The organism is Pseudoalteromonas sp. TB41, assembly GCF_000497975.1.
GTDB lineage: Bacteria > Pseudomonadota > Gammaproteobacteria > Enterobacterales > Alteromonadaceae > Pseudoalteromonas > Pseudoalteromonas tetraodonis.
In genome coordinates this window covers 1-22,721 of sequence record NZ_AUTH01000027.1, presented here as the reverse complement: position 1 = coordinate 22,721, position 22,721 = coordinate 1, and the positions used below count along the sequence as shown (strand labels likewise).

At 38.3% G+C, this 22,721-nt stretch carries 19 protein-coding genes; 7 read left to right on the top strand and 12 right to left on the bottom strand.

All coding sequences use genetic code 11. The annotated features are described in order from the left end of the window. Positions 1-332 precede the first annotated feature (332 nt). The 8 genes from L641_RS0104675 to L641_RS0104640 all read right to left on the bottom strand — a co-directional run bounded on the left by L641_RS0104675 (position 333) and on the right by L641_RS0104640 (position 12,221). A complete protein-coding gene (locus L641_RS0104675) occupies positions 333-578 on the bottom strand; it encodes a hypothetical protein (RefSeq protein ID WP_024601282.1) in 246 nt (81 codons plus the stop codon). A 389-nt stretch (positions 579-967) separates the two neighbouring features. After that, positions 968-2,002 carry a macro domain-containing protein gene (locus L641_RS0104670; protein ID WP_024601281.1) on the bottom strand — a complete coding sequence of 345 codons (1,035 nt, stop codon included), beginning with the start codon at positions 2,000-2,002 and terminating at the stop codon, positions 968-970. A gap of 19 nt (positions 2,003-2,021) precedes the next feature. Continuing rightward, positions 2,022-2,699 carry a DUF4433 domain-containing protein gene (locus tag L641_RS0104665; RefSeq protein ID WP_024601280.1) on the bottom strand — a complete coding sequence of 226 codons (678 nt, stop codon included), beginning with the start codon at positions 2,697-2,699 and terminating at the stop codon, positions 2,022-2,024. A 2-nt stretch (positions 2,700-2,701) separates the two neighbouring features. Then, positions 2,702-3,163 carry a hypothetical protein gene (locus L641_RS0104660; RefSeq protein WP_024601279.1) on the bottom strand — a complete coding sequence of 154 codons (462 nt, stop codon included), beginning with the start codon at positions 3,161-3,163 and terminating at the stop codon, positions 2,702-2,704. Between the two features lie 9 nt (positions 3,164-3,172). Continuing rightward, on the bottom strand, positions 3,173-6,382 hold the full coding sequence (locus L641_RS0104655) for an RNA-directed DNA polymerase (RefSeq protein ID WP_024601278.1): 3,210 nt from the start codon (positions 6,380-6,382) through the stop codon (positions 3,173-3,175). Between the two features lie 16 nt (positions 6,383-6,398). Further along, a complete protein-coding gene (locus tag L641_RS0104650; protein ID WP_024601277.1) occupies positions 6,399-8,174 on the bottom strand; it encodes a restriction endonuclease subunit S in 1,776 nt (591 codons plus the stop codon). Beyond that, positions 8,174-9,646: an N-6 DNA methylase gene (locus L641_RS0104645; RefSeq protein ID WP_024601276.1), complete on the bottom strand. Its 1,473-nt coding sequence runs from the start codon at positions 9,644-9,646 to the stop codon at positions 8,174-8,176. The genes L641_RS0104650 and L641_RS0104645 overlap by 1 nt, the downstream gene beginning before the upstream one ends. Before the next feature lie 118 nt (positions 9,647-9,764). Then, positions 9,765-12,221, bottom strand: a complete 2,457-nt coding sequence (locus L641_RS0104640) for a DEAD/DEAH box helicase family protein (protein WP_029750314.1) — start codon at positions 12,219-12,221, stop codon at positions 9,765-9,767. A 164-nt stretch (positions 12,222-12,385) separates the two neighbouring features. Here L641_RS0104640 and L641_RS0104635 point away from each other — a divergent pair, with 164 nt between their 5' ends. Next, positions 12,386-13,225 carry a hypothetical protein gene (locus L641_RS0104635; protein WP_024601275.1) on the top strand — a complete coding sequence of 280 codons (840 nt, stop codon included), beginning with the start codon at positions 12,386-12,388 and terminating at the stop codon, positions 13,223-13,225. Continuing rightward, positions 13,222-13,971 (top strand): hypothetical protein, encoded by a 750-nt coding sequence (locus L641_RS0104630; protein WP_024601274.1) that lies wholly within the window; start codon positions 13,222-13,224, stop codon positions 13,969-13,971. Before L641_RS0104635 ends, L641_RS0104630 begins: the two co-directional genes overlap by 4 nt. 330 nt (positions 13,972-14,301) lie before the next feature. On the opposite strand, the gene L641_RS0104620 is transcribed toward L641_RS0104630, so the two are convergent. Beyond that, a complete protein-coding gene (locus tag L641_RS0104620) occupies positions 14,302-14,511 on the bottom strand; it encodes a hypothetical protein (protein WP_024601272.1) in 210 nt (69 codons plus the stop codon). A gap of 812 nt (positions 14,512-15,323) precedes the next feature. Here L641_RS0104620 and L641_RS0104610 point away from each other — a divergent pair. After that, entirely contained in the window at positions 15,324-16,202 is an 879-nt protein-coding gene (locus L641_RS0104610) for a hypothetical protein (RefSeq protein WP_024601270.1), read from the top strand. Positions 16,203-16,226: 24 nt separating this feature from the next. On the opposite strand, the gene L641_RS0104605 is transcribed toward L641_RS0104610, so the two are convergent. The 3 genes from L641_RS0104605 to L641_RS0104595 form a co-directional block, all read right to left on the bottom strand. Further along, positions 16,227-17,189 (bottom strand): replication initiation protein, encoded by a 963-nt coding sequence (locus tag L641_RS0104605; protein ID WP_024601269.1) that lies wholly within the window; start codon positions 17,187-17,189, stop codon positions 16,227-16,229. Positions 17,190-17,920: 731 nt separating this feature from the next. Continuing rightward, on the bottom strand, positions 17,921-18,205 hold the full coding sequence (locus L641_RS0104600; protein ID WP_024601268.1) for a hypothetical protein: 285 nt from the start codon (positions 18,203-18,205) through the stop codon (positions 17,921-17,923). A 129-nt stretch (positions 18,206-18,334) separates the two neighbouring features. After that, positions 18,335-18,727, bottom strand: coding sequence for a hypothetical protein (locus tag L641_RS0104595; RefSeq protein WP_024601267.1), 393 nt, complete (start codon positions 18,725-18,727; stop codon positions 18,335-18,337). A gap of 653 nt (positions 18,728-19,380) precedes the next feature. Between L641_RS0104595 and L641_RS0104590 the strand changes: the two genes are divergently transcribed. The 4 genes from L641_RS0104590 to istB all read left to right on the top strand — a co-directional run. Beyond that, positions 19,381-19,572, top strand: coding sequence for a hypothetical protein (locus tag L641_RS0104590; protein WP_024601266.1), 192 nt, complete (start codon positions 19,381-19,383; stop codon positions 19,570-19,572). Between the two features lie 104 nt (positions 19,573-19,676). Then, entirely contained in the window at positions 19,677-20,255 is a 579-nt protein-coding gene (locus L641_RS0104585) for a DUF3596 domain-containing protein (protein ID WP_024601265.1), read from the top strand. Between the two features lie 195 nt (positions 20,256-20,450). After that, the gene (gene istA / locus L641_RS0104580; protein WP_008466912.1) at positions 20,451-22,001 is read left to right on the top strand and encodes an IS21 family transposase; all 1,551 of its coding nucleotides are present in this window, start codon (positions 20,451-20,453) and stop codon (positions 21,999-22,001) included. 11 nt (positions 22,002-22,012) lie between these two features. Beyond that, positions 22,013-22,721 (top strand): IS21-like element helper ATPase IstB (gene istB / locus L641_RS0104575; protein ID WP_024600957.1); only part of this gene is annotated, 709 nt, incomplete at its 3' end.

Genomic DNA, 22,721 nt, shown 5'->3' with positions numbered 1-22,721 from the left:
GCGGTCAGCGGTCAGCGGTCAGCGGTCAGCGGTCAGCGCAAGATAAATCAATGCACAATAAATTCAATCATTTTAGCCATAAAAAAACCCGCGACTTGATTGCTCAAGTTGCGGGTTTTTTAGGGTTTTTAAACAAACGAATTTAAAAACCGTTATTGGTGGAGCTGGGGGGATTTGAACCCCCGCCTAGTTCTTTAAAAACAATAACTTAAAATAATTTGTGTATAAATGGTGTATTTTTAATTTCTATTCTTAGTATGACTTATATTTACAGTCATCATGTCGATACAAAACTGTTGAGGAGTCTGTACTGATTGGACAGTAGCAAATTTTTATTTTGTACATGGAGCCGGAACTTGATTGCGAATAAAAGCAGGAATATCAAAAATATCAGTTGTTTCAGGTTTGGCTTTATTAGGTTCTTTTTCTTCAGGCTGTTTGTCTTTACTCAAGTCATCAATAACCATTTTAGAACTCGCGCCCGAAGCAATAACTAGCAGCTCATAATTGGTCGATAAGCTTTCTATTTTTGAAACACCACAAATAACCAAAGTATTTGAGCTTACTTGCTGACGCACTGTATCGGTAGAGCTAAAAGAAGAACTGGAACAAGAATCTTAAAATCATCAAAAAGATTGGCGAAATTTTAGCTAAACAAAAAGCCAAGAAAGAAACTTATGTTGAGGACTCTCTCCTAAAGTCGATGAATTAGATCTTGAAGAAATTTATGGCTTACCTAAAGGTTTAACTTTTCACGTAACAACAGAGCAATTAATAGACTCTGCATTTAAACGTGAAGGTTTAACTCCTGAAAAATTAATATTAAATTTAGCGATGTCGTTAAACCTACGTGTGGATGAACTCGATAAACTTAAATACATTACTTCTTAATATCTTCTTATAAAGCTAGTACAAATTACTAGGGCATAAATAAATACTGCGTCCATAAAAGACGCAGCTTTATCTGTTATAACCAACCATGATCCTTAAGTTGCTTCCAAGCAGCTGTTACATGAGCTAGACTCATTATACTTTTTTTACGGTCATTCCAATTTTGAATTGCTTGAAATGCTTGCTCTGGAGTATTTGCTTGCTCTTGTTTCACCACCCAGTGAACCGTTGCCAATAACTCCACACCATAAGGTGATTCATAACCCTCTATCAAATCTGATACACGGTTAATTCGAGAATTAATTTCAGGATTAGAACTGGCTAGAAATAACTTAGCATCTTCGAGTGTACTTTCAACTGGACGGATCTCTGACTCAACAACCCCATCACCAACACCTTGAATATAATGACCATCCATTGTATTTAAAGCATGCCTTAAAGCATCAGCGTAGGGACCAAACTTATCTTTTACAAAATTAAGTCGCAAATCTTCGCCGGCAGCTTGCAAAAAGTAGGCAAGCTTTTGTACTTCAATTTTTGATAGACCATAACTAACTGATTGATACGATTCCAACAAGGCTAAGATAGCAGCCCTACCTGGTGTCATTCTAGGCTTCGGAGTACTCGTTTTCATGTCTTGTGCTTTTATAGAGCTTGTTGGCTCATATAAATAAACATCAAGTTCAGGAATGTCAGCCAAATACCTTAACATTAAAGGTTTTACTATTGCCCAATCGAGCCCGCCATTACCACAACCTAAGGGAGGTATAGCAATAGATTGAATGTTTAGCTCTTTAATACGAACAACTAAATCTTGTAAACCAGCCTCAATATCTTTAAAGCGAGAGTCACTACGCCAATGACCTTTTGTAGGGAAGTTAATAATAAAACGCGGAGCAGCAAGTGCGCCTAGTTCAAAAACGAACATTTTCCCTAGAGTAACACCTCCTTCTTTACAGGCCGCCGCATAGGTTTTGTAGTTGGTTGGCCATTTCTTTTTAAATTGTAACGCAATACCTTTCCCCATAACACCAACACAGTTAACTGTATTTACAATGGCATCAACGTTTTGCTGTTCTAAAAGATTACCCTCTACTGATTTAATACCCATACAGCCCCCAAAATCACTCTTAAAAATACCAAGCTGGCATAACAACTACCGGCAAGTTTAACTCAAACTGCCTTAAAATAGCATTAACTTGTTGTGCTTTACCTTCGTTTGCCACGCCTATTCGGTTAACCCAAGCCAAAGGAACTTGGTTTTTTATTAAAAACTCCGCCATACGCTTTTCCCTTCTATCTAAATATCTTGGGTCATTGTGCCTATCCATAAAGAATTTGCAAAAACCATCAAGCGTAGGAGCTTCAGTTAATATTTCCCAATCAACTACATCCTTTAATAACTTTAAGTCCGTATAGGCATGACTGTAGCCTTTGGTAGCGTTTCTATCGTAAAAAACGTATTCACTCATACCCGCTTGTAATGCGCCTTCAATTGTTAGCTCAAAATGAATAATATCTTCTTGAAAATAATCGCATTCTGCCACTTTCCGATGATGGATTGCTGAGAGCATAGGAGAACGCGGGGCAAAGTAAAAAGGCACAAATTCATGTATGCCTCCCCCTGGTGGGTTAATTACCTGCTTATAGGCTCGAGCACCTTGGGCTCCCTCATGCGCAATATTATTGTATGCGATGCCCTGCTTACATGACTTTTCTTTACTTCTAAGCTCTCTGTGTTCACAGATCATTGGCAAGTTATCAATTGCGGTAATATGAAATATCCGAACTGGTCTAGGCATCGTCATATTCAATCACTTACTCTTTTGATATCACTAATCAATTTAGATAAGCTTTCATGCCAATGATTGCTCGCCGCTGTACTCGATTTTACTAGATGAGCTTTATGTTTTTCGAGCTGCGATTTAATCGTTGCAACCCACTTTTCATCATTTGGTTTAGCCTCTAATACTTGTTCAAAAGCAAATAACATACTTGAGAAAAACCACGTATATTTGGCATATTCAAGGTCATTCTCCCCTTTAGGAACATAATCACCACTAGCCAATTCAGGATGAGCGATACATAGCGCTAAATACTGCTGATAAATTCCATGCGCTTGCGCTGAAGCCGAAGTATTGCGCCCTACCTGAACTTGCCAAAAAGCAATAGACAAAGCCCCTATTGCCACAAATAAACTAATAATTGGAACCCAATTTTTCCAAGTCTCAATATTTAATAAAACAGCAAAACCTGTTTCAAAACATGTCATATTTAATTTCTACCTCGGTGGTAATACTTTGCGTGAATTAGCAACAACAAACCCTTCAGGTACAGGCTTGAATAAATCGGTATCTACCGGCCAACGCTTAGCCCTATTTTGAAACTCTCTAAGGCTTTTAATATCAAGGCTGACGGTCACAAAAAAGTCATTTTCACCACCTTTGATTCGAGCCAAATCTCTGCGAAAGCTTTGCTTTGCCGGAGCACGAACCCGACTATCTCCATATTGGCGATTATTTACAAAAATTGTATATGCGTGTATGTCTAATACAGCTGCTTCTATTAATGTGGAAAATGTATCCAAATCTTTATTCCAAGATAAAACTGCTAAAGCATCTACCTTTCCTTGAAAGGCCACTCGAGTTTTACTATTCTGTAATTCTGAACAAACCATCACACCAAAATGAAAACCATTGTGGTTATAAACTGGTTTTAACCATTTAGATTTTTTTGATGGTTGCCATGTCTTACCAAATATCCTTGTGAGAGTTTCATCCTCTGAAGGCGCTGGCTCTATCTTTTGTTGCCAAATTTTCGTCCAGTGCGGGTATCCCAGGCGGTTATCTTTCAATACTAAACAAGCTTCACTAATAAGCTTATTATTACTAGAATGTCTGTACTCTGTACCAGCAATCAAATTTATCCCTACACCTATTAAACGGCTAGAAATACTATCAACCCATTTAAGGGGTAGTGATAATTCAGGTAAAAATAAATATTCTGGTTTAGGCTTTGATGAAATAACATTATTAATCAATTCACAAATTTGCTTATAACGCTCTAAAGAGCGATCTGGTCGATCACAAGCTGATTTTTCCCAACTTGTTTCTTTAGTGGCTAAACTAGCAACTGCAACTAGCACCTTATTAGCATTGCCATTACCTATTTTGATATTTTTTGAAGGTTTAGATGGCGTGACAGGTGGATCTAACAAATTTGGGGAAACCCAAGCCCCTCTAAGAACTGAAATATATTTTGCGAGCATTTTTATTGAGCTGGAATTTTTCTTCGCATTTTTGCCTATGCATTCAGGTGCGAGTTCAACTATTTCTGACGAGGTATAGGGCCTAGTAGGAAAAACAAAAGGGCTTATATTTTCATAAACAAGATTTCCACCCCGACGCAACCGCTTATTTTGTGTCTTGGCTAAAAATTTTATTAGATGAGTTGCGTTTAAAAATCCATCTTCGCTCAATGTCGATAGAATTTCTTTTTGTTCTGATATTAGCTGCGTATTCTCTTCATTTTCTTTAATGAAAGCATGTAAATGTTGAATTACTTTATAAGGGATCTTTGCTAAATCACTTTTTTGTAACTTAGGCGCAACTTCATAAAAACCATTATCAATATATGAAGAGAAAAACTCATCATTTTCAAAGCTAAAACGCTCTGTTAGAGTTTTCATGAATACTCTTGCAAGTTTTTTAACCGAATTGCTCGCGGCTTCATTTTTAAACTCTGTCGGATAAGCCTTAGCCGCACTATCAATAAATGAATGTGCCAAAGATTTATATAATTCATTCCACAACTCATCATTGAAAATACACTTTTCAACGCCATTTATATTACCGCTGTTTTGATTATTTTTTAAATGAGCAATAAGGTTATCTAAAGCATCAAATGTGGCGGTTACAATTTTGTTAGCATCTTCCCAATCCTTAAGGGAAATAGCTAAGCTTAATAATCTTGGCAAATAAGTGTAATGATTTAGTATTTTTTCAGGGCATAAAATATGATCGTGTGCAAACTGGTAAAACTCTTTACGCTCTTTTACCCAGCCCGATGGAGGAATATCGCGAGCAACAGTTTCAACTTGCCTTAACTGAATAGACCAACTCAATCGATGAAGGGTTAATCCATCTGCTCTTCTTAAAGTATCCGCACTTTCACTCGATGACTCAGCAGCAATCAGTACTTTCGCGGCTGTTGTTTGTTCAAACTGATCAATTGAGGGCATAAGCCTATGCTCACTCGACAGCTTATACATTTCTTGTTCAATACTATCAACCAAATCTAAGCCAGCCTCCCCCTCTAAGATGAATAGTTTTTGCTTAGTTGATTGAAACTGGATTTTTGTCTCTTTTAGGTAGTATTTAGGTAAATCAATACTCCATAATTCAGAGTTTTTATCATCAGGCTTTAAAACAGGTTTTTCACGATTTCGGTATTCAAACTTTAACCGTTCAGATAAAAAACTCATAAATGACTTAGTGTCATGAATTTTCCCACCATCATGAAGTACTATGAACATGTCATCAACATACCGTCCATAATGAACTGGAGCCAACTCCTCGCGAATTAATTTATCCCACTTACAAAGTAATACGTTAGAAATCACACGAGAGACGGTTAACCCCATAACAAGCCCGCTAGGTATGGCTTTAGCTGAAGTTGTTAAACTTTTTGAAAAATCACTAGCAGCTTTTCCCCACTCTTTAAGTAGTCTGACTATTTTTTTTGTAAACTCTTGTTCTGTTTTTGAAAGTACTTTATCTTCAACTAAACCAATTTTTTCTTGAAACTTCAACTCTGCAATAAAACTTGGATCAATAGTGTGGTAATAACTTTTTAAATCTAATGAAACGGCTATTACAGGACGCTTATGTTCAAGTTCACTTCTAATCGCTGATAAACCGTCATTGCGCCATTGCTGATAAGGTTGATAATAGGGTTTAAAAGAACCAATACCAGCAAGATTAAAAGGCTTCTCTTTATTAGCACCTTCACCTTTTAGCCTTTTTAATCTCGCGCCATAAACATCACTTTCACTTAAACATGAATCAAACTTATGACCCACCATATTGATCCAGAGCGCAGATAAAATGTGTGTTTTAACTGGGAAATTACCAACAATTCGAAATTCTGGCGTTATGGTATTAAACTTACAAAAATGTTCAAACGCTCTTTTTTTATTGGAAAAATGAGTATGCCCATTTTTGCAATCTTCTTTCGGTTTGCTTGAAACCTTTTTGGGAACAACCCTAAATTTCCCAAAATAATTACTTAAGTCTTTTGGCCCATCATGTTCTTGCCATTCTTTTAACAAGTACTTTAAATTACCTAGTAGGTTTTCTTCAAACTCAGCAAAATCTATAGCTGAGGGATACCCGTCCTCCATAAAACAGTCAACTTTAGCTTTGCGATACGCTATCATTAAATCCGTTAATGTTAACTCACCCCAGCCTGTAAACTTTGCTTGGTAACTCATAAAAAATCCTTTTAAATTAAAGTGCCTGTTCGACTATGGCGTCGGTTAGGTGAAGTTTAGTGTTTTGTGCGTCAGTTAAACGGGCTTTAAGCTGGTCGCATAAAAGTAATAGTTCTTCAATTAGTCTTACTATTCTGCGTTGCTGACTAATAGTAGGTATTGGGATTAATAAATCTCTACATTGCTCTAAAGATAAATTATCTTGGCCTGCTGTTCCTTTTACTTCTTTTAGAACTGAAGACAATACATGGTCTGTAGGCAATATATAGTAAAGATATTGGCTATCAATCCCAGCTAAAGGCCTGAATACCGCCAATGCTTGATTCATATTCCATTCAGGATATTCATCGGTGATCACAGCAACTTTTCCTAAAGGAGGCCCTACTATATTCATAATAACGTCATTAGGAAAAACCCTAGATCTATTTAGCTTACCTTTATTAGTTTCTGCTGTAATGAAAATAGGCTTATAAGCAAAATCTAATTTATTATTTACTATGTTATAAACTTTTAGAAAAGGTACTTCCCCTATTTCTAAAAGTTCTTGCTTCGATGGTGTTGTACCTTTGGTAATAAAACCACAGATAAACCTAGTTTTAACATAAGCTATATTTTCCGTAATAGACCTTTTGGCATTTTTATATTCTTGCTCGACGATAATTTTTTCTTTCAATGAAAGCTTACGCTTACATTGTTCTCTATAGACTTGCTCTAGCAGCTTTTCGACCGGTTCGTCGTTTGGGTTTTGTGGGACGAGTTTACCCATTACTGCGAGTTGTAAAATGGTTTGTTTTAGCGTGTCGATGCTGGCGGTGGTGGTGAATAGCGTGTCGAAGTGTTCGCTTAAACGTTGCCAGTTTTGTTGAAACTGTTTAGTGGATTGTTCGGGTGTTGCGGTTTGCTCTGGTGTTTTTAGTAAGGCCTCTAACAGCACTTCAACTAATGTTTGATGTGCCGTAATACTATTTTCAGTTTGCGCCTCAAGCGCATCACACAAGCCCATTAACTCATCGACTTTGGTGACTATGCGGTGCTGCTCTAGTAAAGGAGGGAAAGCAATAAAACCTTCCCGAAGTAACTTTGTATCTAAATGCGGTATTGCCGCACCTTTCATTGAAGAATTAAGGCGATGAAATGCTTGTTTGAAGAAAAGCTTAATATAGTTTTGAATATAATAAGGTGTGCTGATTAATGCTAATGTCGATCCTATGACACCATCTTTTCCATCTAAAACTAGACCACTTCTAGAACCATCACATACAACAAGAATATCTTTTGCTGTAGATCTAGGGCATTTTTCATCATCTGTATATCTAAGTATATTATTGCGGTCTAGCGCTTCAATATCTAAGTATGGGTACCCTATATTTTTTTCTGAAAGCACTTTAGGCTTTTTACCTTTAATTAAAGTGAAAAGTAAAGTATTAGAACTCCACTCCCACCCTTTCGGCAATTCAAACGACTTTTCATTCTCACTAATTTCCGGTAGCGCTTTTAGTTTTTTGATTTTCTTATCTTTCACCAATTGCGCTTTTTCGGCGGCTATTCGCTCAAGTAATACTGAGGCGGGTTCGTCGTTTGGATCTTGTGGCACTAACTTGCCCCGCACTGCGAGTTCTAAAATTAGTTCGCGCAGCTTTTTAATGCCGTGTAGTGAGAACTTTTTTGATGAGCCGCGCCCTGCTGATGATTTTTGCTCTATTGCGCTCGTCCAAATATCAAAGTGTTCGGTAATTAACTTCTCAGAGCTAAAGCTCTCGGCTTTTGTGTTTGGTGTTTTTGACTCAGCCATTACTTGCCCTCAACATCTCTAGACAGCGCCGCTGACAATATACCTTTTAACTGATCACGCAGTGCTTGTATGTCGACTTGTTGTTTGCCGTAATCAGCTAATAACTCTTGTGGATCGTGGCTAATTACCTCGCCTACATGCGGGTTTTTAATATCGAGGTTATAGTTACGAGCAATAATATCGTCGATTGATACTTTCCATGCTTGTTCGGTCTCAGTCCGGCTTGCAAAGCCGTCTGCCTCATTACCCCACCATTCGAGCTCCGTTTTAAATTCTTCAAACTTCATTGGTTTGGTTTTGTTGTAATTTTTTACACCAGCTGGGTATGGGTGCTCGTAAAACCAAACGTCTTTAGTTGGGGTACCTTTAGTAAAAAACAGGATATTGGTTTTAATACTGGTGTACGGGTTAAACACGCCATTGGGTAAGCGTATTATGGTATGTAAATTACATTCCTCTACTAATAGCTTTTTAATTTTGGTTTTTACGCCTTCACCAAACAAAGTGCCATCTGGCAATACTACTGCGGCGCGGCCTTTGGCATTGAGCACTTCTATAATGAGCTGTAAGAACAAGTCGGCTGTTTCGCGAGTTTGCATGTCGCTTGGGAAGTTTTTCTCTATGCCGTCTTCTTCAGTGCCGCCAAACGGAGGGTTGGTGATGATGACATCTACTTGGTCATCCCAGCTTGAAAGCGGTTTATTTAGGGTATTACCGTGTTTAACTTGTACCGGTACCTCAATGCCGTGAAGCATCATGTTGGTAGTACACAGTAAGTGCGGGAGTTGTTTTTTCTCTACGCCGTGTATTTGCTTTTGTAATATTTGGTGGTCGTCGCCCGATTTAACATAGTTTGCTTTTACGTGGTCAAACGCACACGCTAAAAAGCCACCGGTACCACAGGCTGGGTCCATGATTGACTCGCCTAGTTTTGGGTCGGTTACCGCCACTATAAATTTAGTGATGGCGCGCGGGGTATAAAACTCGCCCGCGTTACCTGCGCTTTGTAAGTCTTTTAGTATTTGCTCGTACAGGTCACCAAATAAGTGGCGCTCTTTTGAGTCGGTAAAGTCTATTTCGTTTAGTTTGTTGATAACCTGGCGCAATAGCGTGCCGTTTTTCATGTAATTAAAGGCATCGCTAAAGGCTTGGGTGACTACATAGCCACGTGGGTTTTTATCTATGGGTGCGGTTAAGTTTTTAAGCTCTGGGAATAGCTTATCGTTTACAAACTCTAACAGCTCATCGCCGGTGATGCCTTCGTTATCGGCCGCCCAGTTACGCCATAAAAATTGCTCTGGGATTGGCTCGCGGTAGTCGTCTAATTCAAGCTCTAGTTCTTCTTCTTGCGCGTCGAATACTTTTAAAAATAGTAACCACGACATTTGACCAAGGCGTTGTGCGTCGCCATCGACACCGGCATCTTTACGCATAATATCTTGAATAGATTTAATAGCTGAACTGATAGACATAGTATTCTCTTGTTTGATTATTTTTATAAACAGCGGCTAAAAAAGAGTATGAAAGCTGTTTACTTTAAATGGTTTAATACTTTGCTGACGCTAATACATAGCATCAGCAAACATAAATTTAGGCTGTTTTAGGCGCTGGCATTTGGTAAATTTCGGCTTCGAGCTCTTTGAGTGCTTGCTCGTATTGTGGTTTGCCGCCAAAGCCTTTTTTAATAATTTCACCTAGGCTGCCAATTTCGTTAAATGGCGCCACTTTAAGTGCTTGCATAGATTCTATTTCTTGCACGCCTACATCGGCGTATTTTAACAGAAGGTTCTCGAGCACTGTGTGGGCAGTACCCGAATATTTAGTGAAATAGTTACGCTTTTGTACGTTATCTGCGCGCTCTTTACGAGTAAGGGGTGGTTGGTCGTAAACTACATGGCAGATCATATCAAAGGGGTCCATGTCTTTGCCTACTTCTTCCTCGAGCGCTGACCAAATAATCCCTTCTTCGGAAAGCTCGTCGATGATTGCTTGTTTGCGATCTGACTCGTTCCAGCGTTTTACAAAGTCGTCGAGTGAGCTGTATTGCTTGCTCATGGTTTTACGGGTGTAATCTATAAATGATTCGGTAACGAGTTTACCGTCGGTATCGTAATACTGGACTCGCTCTGCCACTTTATTAACGGTTACACCTGATACGCGGTACTTAACCATTTTGTTAGTTTCGTCGTCCCATTCGCCATCAAGCGTGCCATCGCCTTTAGGATCGTTAATAGTGTCGTTATTGGCATCGGTTGTATCGTCAGTGGTTTGATCGCCAAATACGTTGTCTGGTGTTTCTGCGCTGGTTGTATCATCTTGTGATTCAAGATCAACGTCTTCGTTTTCAATGTCGGTTGGCGTTACTTTTATTACTTTCTCTGGCGTGCCATCAAAACGTTCATCGGCAAACAGCTCGGTGGCTTTTTTAAAGTCGAGTATGGTAAACCATAGCTTGCCGTAGCGGTCGTCAATACGGGTACCACGACCAATAATTTGTTTAAACTTGGTCATTGATTGTATGTTTTGATCAAGCACTACTAGCTTACAGGTTTTAGCGTCTACCCCTGTGGTCATAAGCTCTGAGGTAGTGGCAATTACTGGGTATGGGCGTTTAGGGTTTATAAAGTTGTCGAGCTGGCCTTTGCCTAGTTCGTCATCGCCGGTGATCTTCATTACGTACTTATCGTTTTTAGCCATTTGCTCTGGGTTTAAGTTGGCAATGGCGCGGCGCATACGTTCGGCGTGATCTATGTCGTTACAAAACACGATGGTTTTAGCCATAGGGTCTGTACGTTTTAAATAGTTGGTAATGGTTTCGGCCACTAGTTGTGTGCGCTCGTCAATTACCATTGTGCGGTCAAAGTCTTTTTGGTTGTATATGCGGTCTTGTATTACTTCACCGTTGTTATCAACCTGGCCTTTTGTTGGCCGCCAGCCTTGTAGATCTACGTCGAGATCGACACGTACCACTTTGTATGGTGCCAAAAAGCCATCTTCTATGCCCTCTTTAAGGGAATAGGTATAAGCAGGGTCGCCAAAGTAATCGGTGTTTGATACTTCATCTGTTTCTTTTGGTGTCGCGGTTAAACCTACTTGAGCAGCCCCTTTAAAATAAGTAAGTATTTCACGCCATGCGCTATCTTCACTTGCGCTACCACGGTGGCACTCGTCAATAATAATAAGATCGAAAAAGTCTCGGTCTACTTGCTTAAAGGCTTTTTGAGATTCTTCTGGCCCTGTGAGTGCTTGGTAAAGTGCTAGGTGTATTTCGTAAGCGGGGTCGATTGTTCTACCAGTAATTTTGGTCATTGACGTACCAAACGGCTGAAAGTCATTTATACGAGTTTGATCAACCAATATGTTGCGGTCGGCTAAAAATAATATGCGTTTTTTAGCGCGTGACTTCCATAAGCGCCAAATGATTTGAAACGCGGTATAAGTTTTACCGGTGCCGGTTGCCATAACAAGGAGTACACGGTCTTTACCTGACGATATAGCCTCTACTGTTTTATTAATCGCTTGAAGCTGATAGTAACGCGGGTGTTTGCCACTACCATCATCATAATAGGCTTGGTTTATTATAGGGAGTTGCGATTCGGTATAGCCTTTGTAGGCACAATATTTAGCCCATAGCTCTTGCGGTGATGGGAAGTCTTCTAAGCGTATTTCGGTTTCAAGGTTATGCGCGTCTAGTGTGCCTAGCTTAGTTTTATCGTGGAATATAAAACCATCGCCATTGGAGGCGAATATAAACGGCACATCAAGCAGCCTAGCGTAATCTAAGCCTTGTTGAAGGCCTTTACCTACTTCATGCTTATTGGCTTTAGCCTCAATGACAGCAAGCGGCATACTGGGTTTATGGTAAAGCACTATGTCAGCCGATTTAACCGTTTTACGTACACCAAGCTGCCCACGAACGATTACTTTACCGTCACGTAGTTTAACCTCTTGGCGTATTTGAGTTATGTCGTCCCACCCTGCGGTTTTAACTGCGGGCAGAATGAACTTGCTGATTATATCGGTTTCGCTGAGCTTTCTTTTATCCATAACTTAAACCATCCCTAAATACTACGCTATGAGTGCGCACAACTCGTTGATTCAACGCGTTTCATGCTATTTAGTGATGCTATATAAAATAGGGTTAATAAGCAATTCTATTAAGGCGATAGCATAACTCGTAGACTAACCTAAATATGGAGGAGGGTTTTGCTATGTCCCATCAAGTTATTTGTTTAGCTGTGCAATTACTTAATAAAGAACAATATAATGAGCATTACAGATTAACCTTGCCTACTTATTGCTTAGTTGAATTTTCCGAAATACTGATTAATGAAGTACGTAGGGCTCGTCAGCTTCTAGAAGAAAATAATCTTTATGAGGTGGTTGTAAAAACCGCAGAGGTCAATTGGTTTTATGAGCTAACCAATCGGTATCATCATTCGATGACTTCACACCTACATGTAACTAGCACAAAAATTGCGTTTTCAGGGCTTTTACCCCCAAATAAAGAACCTCACTTCATTACCGCATATGTAGATATTAACGATATAGCGCTACCTGAGCGAAATATTATAAACGTTATATTAGATAAAAAGTGTGTGCCATTAGTTTTATCATTAATTCGTGAACTGGAAGCTAAACAACAGGCGTTTGAAAAAACCTCTGACCTATACTGGCAGCTTGAAAATATAGTTTCGCCAATTCGAGATTTAGATGACAAGTGCACCAATGTGCTAACTACAGGTTGTGATGAACTATTATCTAAGTTAAATGAAGAGTCAAACACACTAAGTGTACAAACTGAACGGCTTGAACTTGAGATTGAGCAAATAGTATTAAGAGTCATTAAGCGTATTTTTGGTGTGGTTTATGGTGACTTAATTACTCATATTGACACTAAAAATAGAACCGCTAGCTTACGGTTTGAACATGCTTATTACTACGATAAAGAAATTACATTTAGTGGTACAGGCATTACAAAGCAGGGAAAGATTGGTAAGCGACATCAGTCTTTTAGCATAAAGATTATGGCTGAGCGTGAGTCTGTATGAATATTCAAACTTTGCTATCAGAAATCAAACAGGCTAAAAAGCGCAGGGTAATTTTTGATTATCACCCATCACCAGTTAGCGGTGCAGATGTAATGGTAAAAGATTGGAAACCAAGCTTGGTGCTATTACAAAGCTTGTTTAAGTCATTTAAAGCAAATAACTGTTCTATTACAATTACCTGGTGGGGCCAAATATTCGTTACCCCTGAAAATAGCAACACTGCATTTGAGTTAGCACTTGGCTACAAATTAGTAAATGTTGAAATGCACGATGTACACACTTTAATGAGAGAGCAAGATTTCATTACTTTAAGGCTGGCAACGGCAACCCCTTATTACACAGTAAGTTTAAGAGCTCACCGAAATAGTACTAAGTGGAAGGACATACCTTTTAATACAGACTGTGACTCTGCTGAAAAACTTGCTACTGCCCTACACTTAGACATGCTTATTAAGATTAAAAGTTATAGTAGCTCAGGCTTACAAGTTGAAAAATTTAGCTTATCTGACGATGATTTACTGGCGGCGTTACATTATGGTGCTGCAAAATTTGGTATTAATTCGCAGTTTTACAGCATCTCTTCAGTAATACTCAATTCTATGAGGAGGTGGAAAGTTGAGTTAATGGAAAATCAAATAACAGCACAAACCCAATACCCAATAAAAAGCAGAACTTTTCAGTTGAATGATAAAGAAGTTGTGTTTTTAAGATCCCTTTTACCACCCATAGTTTGTGAACCTGAATAATTTAAAAACACTTAAATACTTATAAAACTAAAAAAGCGCCCTGATTAACTCAGAGCACTTTGCGTTTAGGACAAATAAACAAGGGTTATACAAATTTAAATAGCAAATATCTGAGCATGATTTTTATCGCACGTTTATCACTCTGGCAATATTTTTCATAATTAATAATGCCGATAATCATTTTAGTGCAAAACAAACTCAAAGCTATAAACCAGGCAAAATTTTGAGTTAGTTGGTACTGTAAAAACAGTATAGCTGAGCCACTAAATGCGATAATCGAATAGACAGCTTCTATTCGATACCGACTAATTGCTTTCAATATTTTGGGCATTAAAAACCATCATCAAACGAGTCAAAAGCATCAAAACAATCGTGCTCTATAGAGTCTCCTATCGACTCTTCAATTTCATGAACGGTCATTACTCGATTAGATTGGCCCACTACATTGCCGCCAACATCTACAATATTAGCGCTCGCATTTGTGATAGGTAATCCTGTTGTTGGATTAATAGCAATATCATTAGCGTCATTATTTTTCATTTTTTAAACCCTCTTAATTATTAATTTATGCTTTCAAATTTAATGATTTCGTGATAAAAAACAAACTTGTTTGACTGCGCAGCTCAGCGCAAAAAGTTTGAATAAGGCATTCACTTTTCTTCTATTTTCACTTAATTTTTTTAGTAAAAACCCTTTCCTCTTTATCTAAAAAGTTCATTAATAAGTTTATTTTGAAGGCGCTTTTGTCTAAAAGACGCTCTTATAAAACGCATTTTTCGGCACGAAAAACTGCAAAAAAAAAGCGTCTCAGAATGAGGCCAACAAGCGCGTAATGTGTTGTAGGCGAAGCCGTAGACACATGGAGACAGCGCGAATGTACAGCTGGTCTGTACTAACCGCGATAGTGTTTCGCATCAGCGAAATTCGATATCATTTTGGCACAAATTGATATCGAACCATCTATTTTCGCAGAAAATTACAGCAGATGAAAAATGCAAATTATGGGGCACCCATTGCATTGTCAGGCGCGGCAGTATGGCGGTTAGTACAGAGCGTAGCTCGGTGCATTCGCGCAGGGTCTAAAACGCTAGCGCGATAGCGCGTCGAGTCAGCTCGTTGCGGAGCAACACCAGAGCTGGCGGGCGTTTTAGACCCTATGGTTGAGTAGCACAGCGACGAGGCCATCCGCTGACAGCGGCTTTTGTTGCGATTATTATCGCAGCAATCATTACGTGCATGCTGTTAAAGCTTCTCGGAATGAAAAACGGCAATTTAATTTTAAAATGATGATAATTTTTGTGTTGCGGTACTAGTTAATTTTACTAATTAACTAGCCAGAAAGATTTTAGAAAATGACACAACGACCATCAATAAATTTGGAAACGAACAACACTCTTCATACTCACTACCCTCGCTATTTTGATATTGATATGCGGTATTTTGCAGGCGCAAATAACCATCAAAAAGGGGTTAACAGAACCAAGCTTTCGGTGCTTATTGCGATACGATTTTCTATCGTTACACCAAGCATTGTTCGTTGGTTATATGGCATCAATCATCGCCTCGCATTAGAGCATTTAAACCGGCTAGAAAAAGATGGGCTATTGCGTGTGGTAAAAACACACCGCAGTCCAGACGGACGCGTTTATGTGCCTACCTACACTGCTGCCAAATTCGCAGAGGAATTAATGGGCATCGACATACATTTTAGAGCAAATAGAAACCCCGCTTTGCAATTCAATCAAAATAATATAATGCATAATCTAATTAACGCATTTGTCATGCTGCGCGGTATACACAATTATCACAGTGATGAAACATATGCGCCAATGTGGAGTGGATTCATTACCGAGCCTGAATTTAAACGTATTAATAACCTATCTGATATACGAACGGTAGATGGTGCTGTGCGACTCATAGATGGCTCAATAGTCGCTATTGAGGTTGAGCACTCTTTTAAAAATAAAACGGCACGGCAGGTCATTTTGCTAAAATATTTGGCCTCGTTAAAAAAACGCGATTACAGTAAGATTTTTTTATTCTCTCAGTCGGTCAAAATTTTTGATGATATAAAACGACTCCACGAACAGTTATTTGAGGAAATGCCGCAACGTTTTGACAAGAAGTCGCGCGCACCACTTCTCAGTGAAAGCGATGCTGAACTGCTGCGTGCCTCAATAATATACCGAACTAAATTGTGCTCTGAAATTGAAAAAATGTTTTACTCGTAATGCAGTAGTATAAACATTAAGGCGTTATGGTTGTTTTTTATTCAATTGTTTAGAGTAAAAAATCTTAGATTCATCGTCACCAAGGATTTTTGCATATTCCACGCAACGCCTTACATCTGCTTTTTTCAGCTTAAAAGTAGGATTTTGATTCTGTTTTAACAACTCATAAGTTCTTAATAACGTGAGGTTTGCACGAGCCCACTCGCCCTCTTTAGCTGACCCTTTTTTAACTCTAGGGCGGCGAAATAGATTCGGCCGTGCTATATGTTCACTTTTACTAGGGCATTGGGTGAAGTACGCAAACTCAATCGCAGTAATACAATTGCCCATTTTTTTTGGCCTAAACGTTACGCATATATCTGTATGAGCATTGATTTTTTCAATAGCGGGTATGAGTACGCGAGCCTTAAAATCCCGCCATGCTCCATATGATTCGGATAAAAATAATTTTTGTTTCATCTCTGGTAATTGAAAATTCACAACTACCGCGCCCCGTCGTTTGTAATTGTGGTAATTTCGCACCCGATTAAGGAGTGCGTATAATCGAAATGATGCCAGACTGTTTAATTTTACTGTGTTATGAAAAAATAACTCTGTGAAATCACCCTCAATATTAAAAATATAGGGCTCGATGTCTTTTGAGAACTCCAATGTGATAAACGAGCCCTGATTTTTCACCTTTTCATATCTAGCATTGCTCACCCAGGGGATTGAAAGCGACTGCCCGCTATCGTCTAAAATGCTTACAGATTTATCTCTTAGTGACTCTACAGCTGCGCTCAGCTGCTCATAAACGCTGTGCTTACTCAGACCGAAACACTTGGCATATTCCGTTGGATAAATCACAATTTTTCCTGGGTTAGACTTTTTGGAATTAATTTTAGACAACGCTAGATTTATTAATCGCTGCTCATTAACCTCTAGCGAATAACCCGCATGTAATAATTTATTAGCGAAAACAATTTTTGGAGAATTTTTACTGCTCATTTCTCTACCTCATTTCAAGTTTATGTTGTTATGCTAACCGCGGCCCAACCAATAAAAGAAATTTCGGTAAGTTTTTTGATAAATAAAATTTTTATTTATTCACAGCATACATGTCCCCCTAAACCGTATAAATTGCCTACTCATTTCGTATAAAGTGCCACAACAAACATATAAATTGCCCACCAAACACTTAAATATTTCATTTCATTACACAAGCTTATGACCCTCTAAAAGTATTAAAATAGAAAAAGATAAAATAAAGGCTCATTTGGCACTTTTATAGATTTATTAATTCATTTCTGGCGGTTAAAAAAATAAATTAATTATTTTTTTAATTTTTTTGACCACGCCACTATGATTTGTAATGAGGCTACTGAGTGAACTAACTGACTTACTGAGTGAACTAACTGACTTACTGAAATACGCAAAAGGGAGATAGATATAAATCTACCTCCCTTGTGCATTTGACCTCTAAGCCATGCCAAACATTATTACAATGACTGCGCTTTTGAGCCACCGTAACGAACCCCTGTATTTGCGCAGGACTCCCTCCCAGGTTTGATACTCAGTAACTGAGTAAAATGCCCTATTAAACGCTATTGCAGTTAGGGCAGCGAATCAGCAAATAATGATTCACGGCATATTTGGGGAGACATGATTAGGCTGTTATTTTTGTTTTGAAAATAACTATTTTGGCCTCAGTTTCTGTAGCTAACTTTTCCAATTTGACCCTAAGAAAAAACATCATCCTCGAAGTCACATGGCAGCTCCACCCGCTCTACTGGGTCGCTAATCAGGGCATGCATCAGCTCGTAGGTAAACTTTCGCATAGCATACTGATTTAGCTCTTTATTCGCTGTAATTTCAGGGCCAATTACCTCCCATAGCTCATCTAAATTCGCATTATCACTGCGTAATTCTAATAAGTTTATCTGATGGTCATTCGTGGTAATTACTCGGCAAAATGTTTGTAATAAATTTAAAAAATCCAATGTTGATACGTATGCATGTTTCATGTGTTCACTATCCTTGTGTGGTTTGTTATCAAAATCGATAACGTATTAGTAAATAAAATCAGACATGGGTATTTAAAACGGTTTACGAAAAATATTTTTAAAAAAGCGAACAAATGTTCGCTTAGGGGGTTATGCATTGTCGATAATATCGACCCAATCACTTTCTGCTGCTGCAAAAAATGTAGTTGGCGTTTGCATAAATATTTGCTGAAACTCCTCAGAGAACAGCTCACAAAACTGTGTTATTTGCTCTATGTAGATAAGTAAAAAAAGCGTCATGTCGTGCCCTTCTAAATACCTATTCTCAAAACTTGGATTTTTTTCCAACATACTATTTGAAATACTAATGCCAAGTATTTTTCCAACGCTATCTCTATGTAAATAGATGTAATTATTGAAATTTAACTCTAATGTTTGTTCATTAACTACATCTGCTAACAATAAAATTGTAGAGCAGTCATCCCACGGAGATCTACTGGCTCGAACGTATTGGCGAATAAATTGAGATTTAGTATTTTTCATTATTTGTCCTAATTAATTGTCCTCAAATTAACTAGGGCCAAGCGGTGGGGAAAAATAAAGAATTGCGTTTTTGTTGGCTAAATTTGCAAAAATAATAAAAATCATTAAGGTTAAAAAGAACCCCCAACCTCAAGGCAGAACAATATGACTGATTACATTTGGATAATACCAGCGGTAGTACTGACACTGATTTTGATAAAACTTGTTCTCACACACGATAAAGAAAGTTAAATCTGTGAATATAAACTAAACCCCCTATTTAATTAAAAGCAAAGCAGTATTGCTTTTTAATGAGTGGCCAAATTAACTATGCCCTACATAGATACTCAACTTAATAATAAGCTTTTCATCTATCCCCTTCCGCACCCTCTCAGAGTCACCTTTTAAACTATACACACCCTAATCAAAGTCAAATTACATACAATAAATTTTAGAAATGTCGATAATTTGAATAACATCAATAAAAAAATAAAAAATATTTTAAAAATACAACCCATTGATTTTAAAGTTATTAAATCTTTACTTTTATTATTTTTTTACTTTTCTTGGTTTTTTTCCCGCTTTACTACTTAAAAAGAATTTTCCAATGTCGATATATAGATAGAAAAGTAAAGTATTTTTCAATAAATCTAATACATTTCTAAGAGGTCTAAATGATAGATGTAGTACTAATCAGCAAATATTGCGAAGAGTCAGGTGAAAGTAAAAAAGCCGTAGAATCTCGAATCCAGAGAGGTGCGTGGGTAGAAGGCAAGCATTTTTATAAAGTTGAAGGCGTCAGGGAGCGTTGGGTTGATCTAAATAATGTAACTGACTGGGTTAAAAATCAAGGGGGATTGATTTAGTTACTAAAGGGTTTTGGGCTGAGCTTTGCAGCAAAGAACCCTTAAAATACAGTATTTTATGGATAAAATATATAAAATTAAAACATTAAAATGATAACTTTAAAATGCTATTAAAAACTCAAAAGATTAAGCCCCCAGCGGGCGTAGTAATTCGTTACAACTCAAAAGGTGAAGCTACATCATTCCAACTGACCTTCACCTACAAAGGTATTTTATGTAGAGAAAAAGTACCATTCATCCCTAATAAACAAGGCCTAAAATCTGCAGGTTTTTTTTTGGGCCAAATCAAAAATGAAATAGCGCATAACACATTTGATTATGCCAAACATTTTCCAAAATCTAACAAAGTAAAGCTGTTTACAACTACCCCAAACGACGCAAGAGTTGTTGAGTATATGGACTTATATATTGCAAGGGGAATAGACAGGGGATTAGAAAAATCAACGATAACTGGTTATCAGAAGGCAAAAAACGGTCTAAAAACACTATGGGATTGTAAAATTTCCGAACTAGAAAGTATTGATGTTGTAAAGTTAATCGAAAAATCAACTGTATCGAGAAAAACACTATCAAACCGGATTTCATTTTTACGTTGTTGCCTAGCTCGAGCTGTGATCGATAAATTAATAAAATCAAACCCTGTTCAAAATATCCGAATAGATGCATATTCTCTCCAGCTTTGATCACCCAATTGCATTAACTTTGATCGCTTATTCTCATTAAGCTTTGATCACTAAAATCACTTGTAAATGATCACATTTATGCTCTTAATGATTTTGCCGATCAAAGCTTAATACCACTCGTAACCGAGTTCACGTTTTATCATTTTTGTAGGTGTGTTAAACCGTTATCTGAATCGTTTGATGAGGATAACAACAATGACAACAAGACCTATATCTATGAGTAAATTACATTCCATTTTACGGCTGAAGTACTCAGCACAATTATCCCATCGAGAGATTGCCAGAAGTTTAAATATTTCACCTGGTACTGTGGCTAATTACCTTAAAAAGGCCAATGAGTTAGGCTTAAATCAATGGCCAATACCAGAGGATAAACAGCAAAATACATTTTTCAACACCAAACTCAAGCGCTTCTCAACGCGTAAAAAAAGACACCCAACGCCTGACTGGTTAAATATCAATAAAGACTTAAAACAACATAAACACCTAACATTACAGCTCGTATTTGATGAGTTACTTGAAAAAGTGGGTGAGCCTTATTACAGCTACAGTCACTTCTGCCGAGCTTATAAACAATGGTTAGGTACCCAGCGACTCTCAATGCGTCAGCAGCATAAAGGGGGTGAAAAGCTGTTTGTGGATTATTGTGGCCCCACAATTACCATTACTTGTCCGACGACACAAGAAAAGCGCACTGCTCAGATATTCGTTGCTGTACTAGGTGCATCAAATTATACCTATGCTGAAGCAACGTATAGTCAGCAACTTGAAGATTGGGTAATGAGTCATGCGCGTTGCTTTGAATTTTTAGGCGGCGTTCCTGACGTTGTTATTCCCGATAATCTCAGAAGTGCTGTCAGTAAAACCTGTCGCTACGAGCCTGATTTAAATCCGACGTACCACCAGTTAGCCGAGTACTTTAACGTTGCTGTCATTCCGGCTAGACCTTATAAACCCAAAGATAAATCGAAGGCTGAAGTCGGCGTACAAATTGTTGAGCGTTGGATCATGGCACGCTTACGTAACCAAACCTTCCACAGCTTAGCGCAACTCAATCATGAAATAGCAAAGCTACTGGATATGATGAACAATAAGGTGATGAAGCAATATCAACAATCACGCAAACAGCTATTTGATATGGTGGATAAAAACGCATTAAAGCCATTGCCTGAAAAGCCCTATCAATATACACAAATCAAAACAGTACGTGTGCATATTGATTACCATGTTGAAATAGAAAAACATTACTACAGCGTGCCTTATCTGTGGGTTAAAAAACAATTACGCGCACACATATCCAATCAACTCGTGCAGCTTTATTATGACGGCACTTTAATAGCACAGCATCCTCGCTCAAACCGTTTAGGCGGACATACGACACAGACACATCATATGCCAAAGGCGCATCAAAAACAGCATGAGCAGTCACCGATAAATTTACGCTCATGGGCATTGAGTATCGGTGATTATACTCATCAAGTCGTTGAATTATTGCTTAATAGCAAACGTCATCCAGAGCAAGCTTATCGCACCTGTTTAGGGGTATTAAGTTTAGCTAAAACGTATTCAAAAGAACGCCTCGAGCGAGCATGTTACCGAGCAATTTGCATGAATACGACCACACACAGATCTATTAAGCAAATGCTGCAAAAAGGGTTAGACCAACAACCATTACCCACACTCCAAACAGAGCCAGAAAAGCCAATTACACACAGCAACATACGTGGCACAGATTACTACCATTAAGGAATGTAAACATGATAGAAACAATTAATCAGCAACTTCAATTGCTCAAGTTATCGGGTATAAAGCAAGCACTCAAGCAGCAGCTTGAACAGCCAAACCTATATCAAGAACAAAGCTTTATAGAGCGCGTCAGTTTATTGCTAACACATGAAATTGATACGCGTGACCAAAGAAAAATAGAGCGACTGGTGCGACAAGCAAAATTCCGCGTACCGGGTCAGTTAAATCAACTCATTTACTCGCCGAAGCGCAATCTAGATAAAGCACAAATACGCAGCCTCAGCCAAAGCACCTGGCTGGGTTTACATCAGAATATATTAATTACAGGCGCCACAGGCTGTGGCAAAACCTACCTCGCGTGTGCCTTGGGTCACGAGCACTGTTTACAAGGAAAAAGTGTCTTCTATATTCGATTAAAAGAATTACTTGAAAGTCTATTTCTAGCACAGGCCGATGGCAGTTATCGAAAATTATTGGGTAAACTCATTAAATACGACTTACTTATTTTAGACGATTGGGGGCTAGAGCCACTCAGTGCTCAGCAACGAAGCGACTTACTTGAATTAGTCGATGCTAGATATGGTTATAAATCACACATCATCATTAGTCAGTTACCACAGGAAAATTGGCACCAAATGATCGGCGAATCAACGCACGCTGATGCTATTTTAGATAGGCTGATTCATGGTGCAATTAAGTTGAATTTAAAAGGAGAATCGA

Coding starts and splice junctions, on each gene's coding strand:
- L641_RS0104670 (WP_024601281.1), bottom strand. CDS start 2,002: ATGGGTATTAAATCAGTAGAGGGTAATCTTTTAGAACAGCAAAACGTT.
- L641_RS0104665 (WP_024601280.1), bottom strand. CDS start 2,699: ATGACGATGCCTAGACCAGTTCGGATATTTCATATTACCGCAATTGAT.
- L641_RS0104660 (WP_024601279.1), bottom strand. CDS start 3,163: ATGACATGTTTTGAAACAGGTTTTGCTGTTTTATTAAATATTGAGACT.
- L641_RS0104655 (WP_024601278.1), bottom strand. CDS start 6,382: ATGAGTTACCAAGCAAAGTTTACAGGCTGGGGTGAGTTAACATTAACG.
- L641_RS0104650 (WP_024601277.1), bottom strand. CDS start 8,174: ATGGCTGAGTCAAAAACACCAAACACAAAAGCCGAGAGCTTTAGCTCT.
- L641_RS0104645 (WP_024601276.1), bottom strand. CDS start 9,646: ATGTCTATCAGTTCAGCTATTAAATCTATTCAAGATATTATGCGTAAA.
- L641_RS0104640 (WP_029750314.1), bottom strand. CDS start 12,221: ATGGATAAAAGAAAGCTCAGCGAAACCGATATAATCAGCAAGTTCATT.
- L641_RS0104635 (WP_024601275.1), top strand. CDS start 12,386: ATGTCCCATCAAGTTATTTGTTTAGCTGTGCAATTACTTAATAAAGAA.
- L641_RS0104630 (WP_024601274.1), top strand. CDS start 13,222: ATGAATATTCAAACTTTGCTATCAGAAATCAAACAGGCTAAAAAGCGC.
- L641_RS0104620 (WP_024601272.1), bottom strand. CDS start 14,511: ATGAAAAATAATGACGCTAATGATATTGCTATTAATCCAACAACAGGA.
- L641_RS0104610 (WP_024601270.1), top strand. CDS start 15,324: ATGACACAACGACCATCAATAAATTTGGAAACGAACAACACTCTTCAT.
- L641_RS0104605 (WP_024601269.1), bottom strand. CDS start 17,189: ATGAGCAGTAAAAATTCTCCAAAAATTGTTTTCGCTAATAAATTATTA.
- L641_RS0104600 (WP_024601268.1), bottom strand. CDS start 18,205: ATGAAACATGCATACGTATCAACATTGGATTTTTTAAATTTATTACAA.
- L641_RS0104595 (WP_024601267.1), bottom strand. CDS start 18,727: ATGAAAAATACTAAATCTCAATTTATTCGCCAATACGTTCGAGCCAGT.
- L641_RS0104590 (WP_024601266.1), top strand. CDS start 19,381: ATGATAGATGTAGTACTAATCAGCAAATATTGCGAAGAGTCAGGTGAA.
- L641_RS0104585 (WP_024601265.1), top strand. CDS start 19,677: ATGCTATTAAAAACTCAAAAGATTAAGCCCCCAGCGGGCGTAGTAATT.
- istA (WP_008466912.1), top strand. CDS start 20,451: ATGACAACAAGACCTATATCTATGAGTAAATTACATTCCATTTTACGG.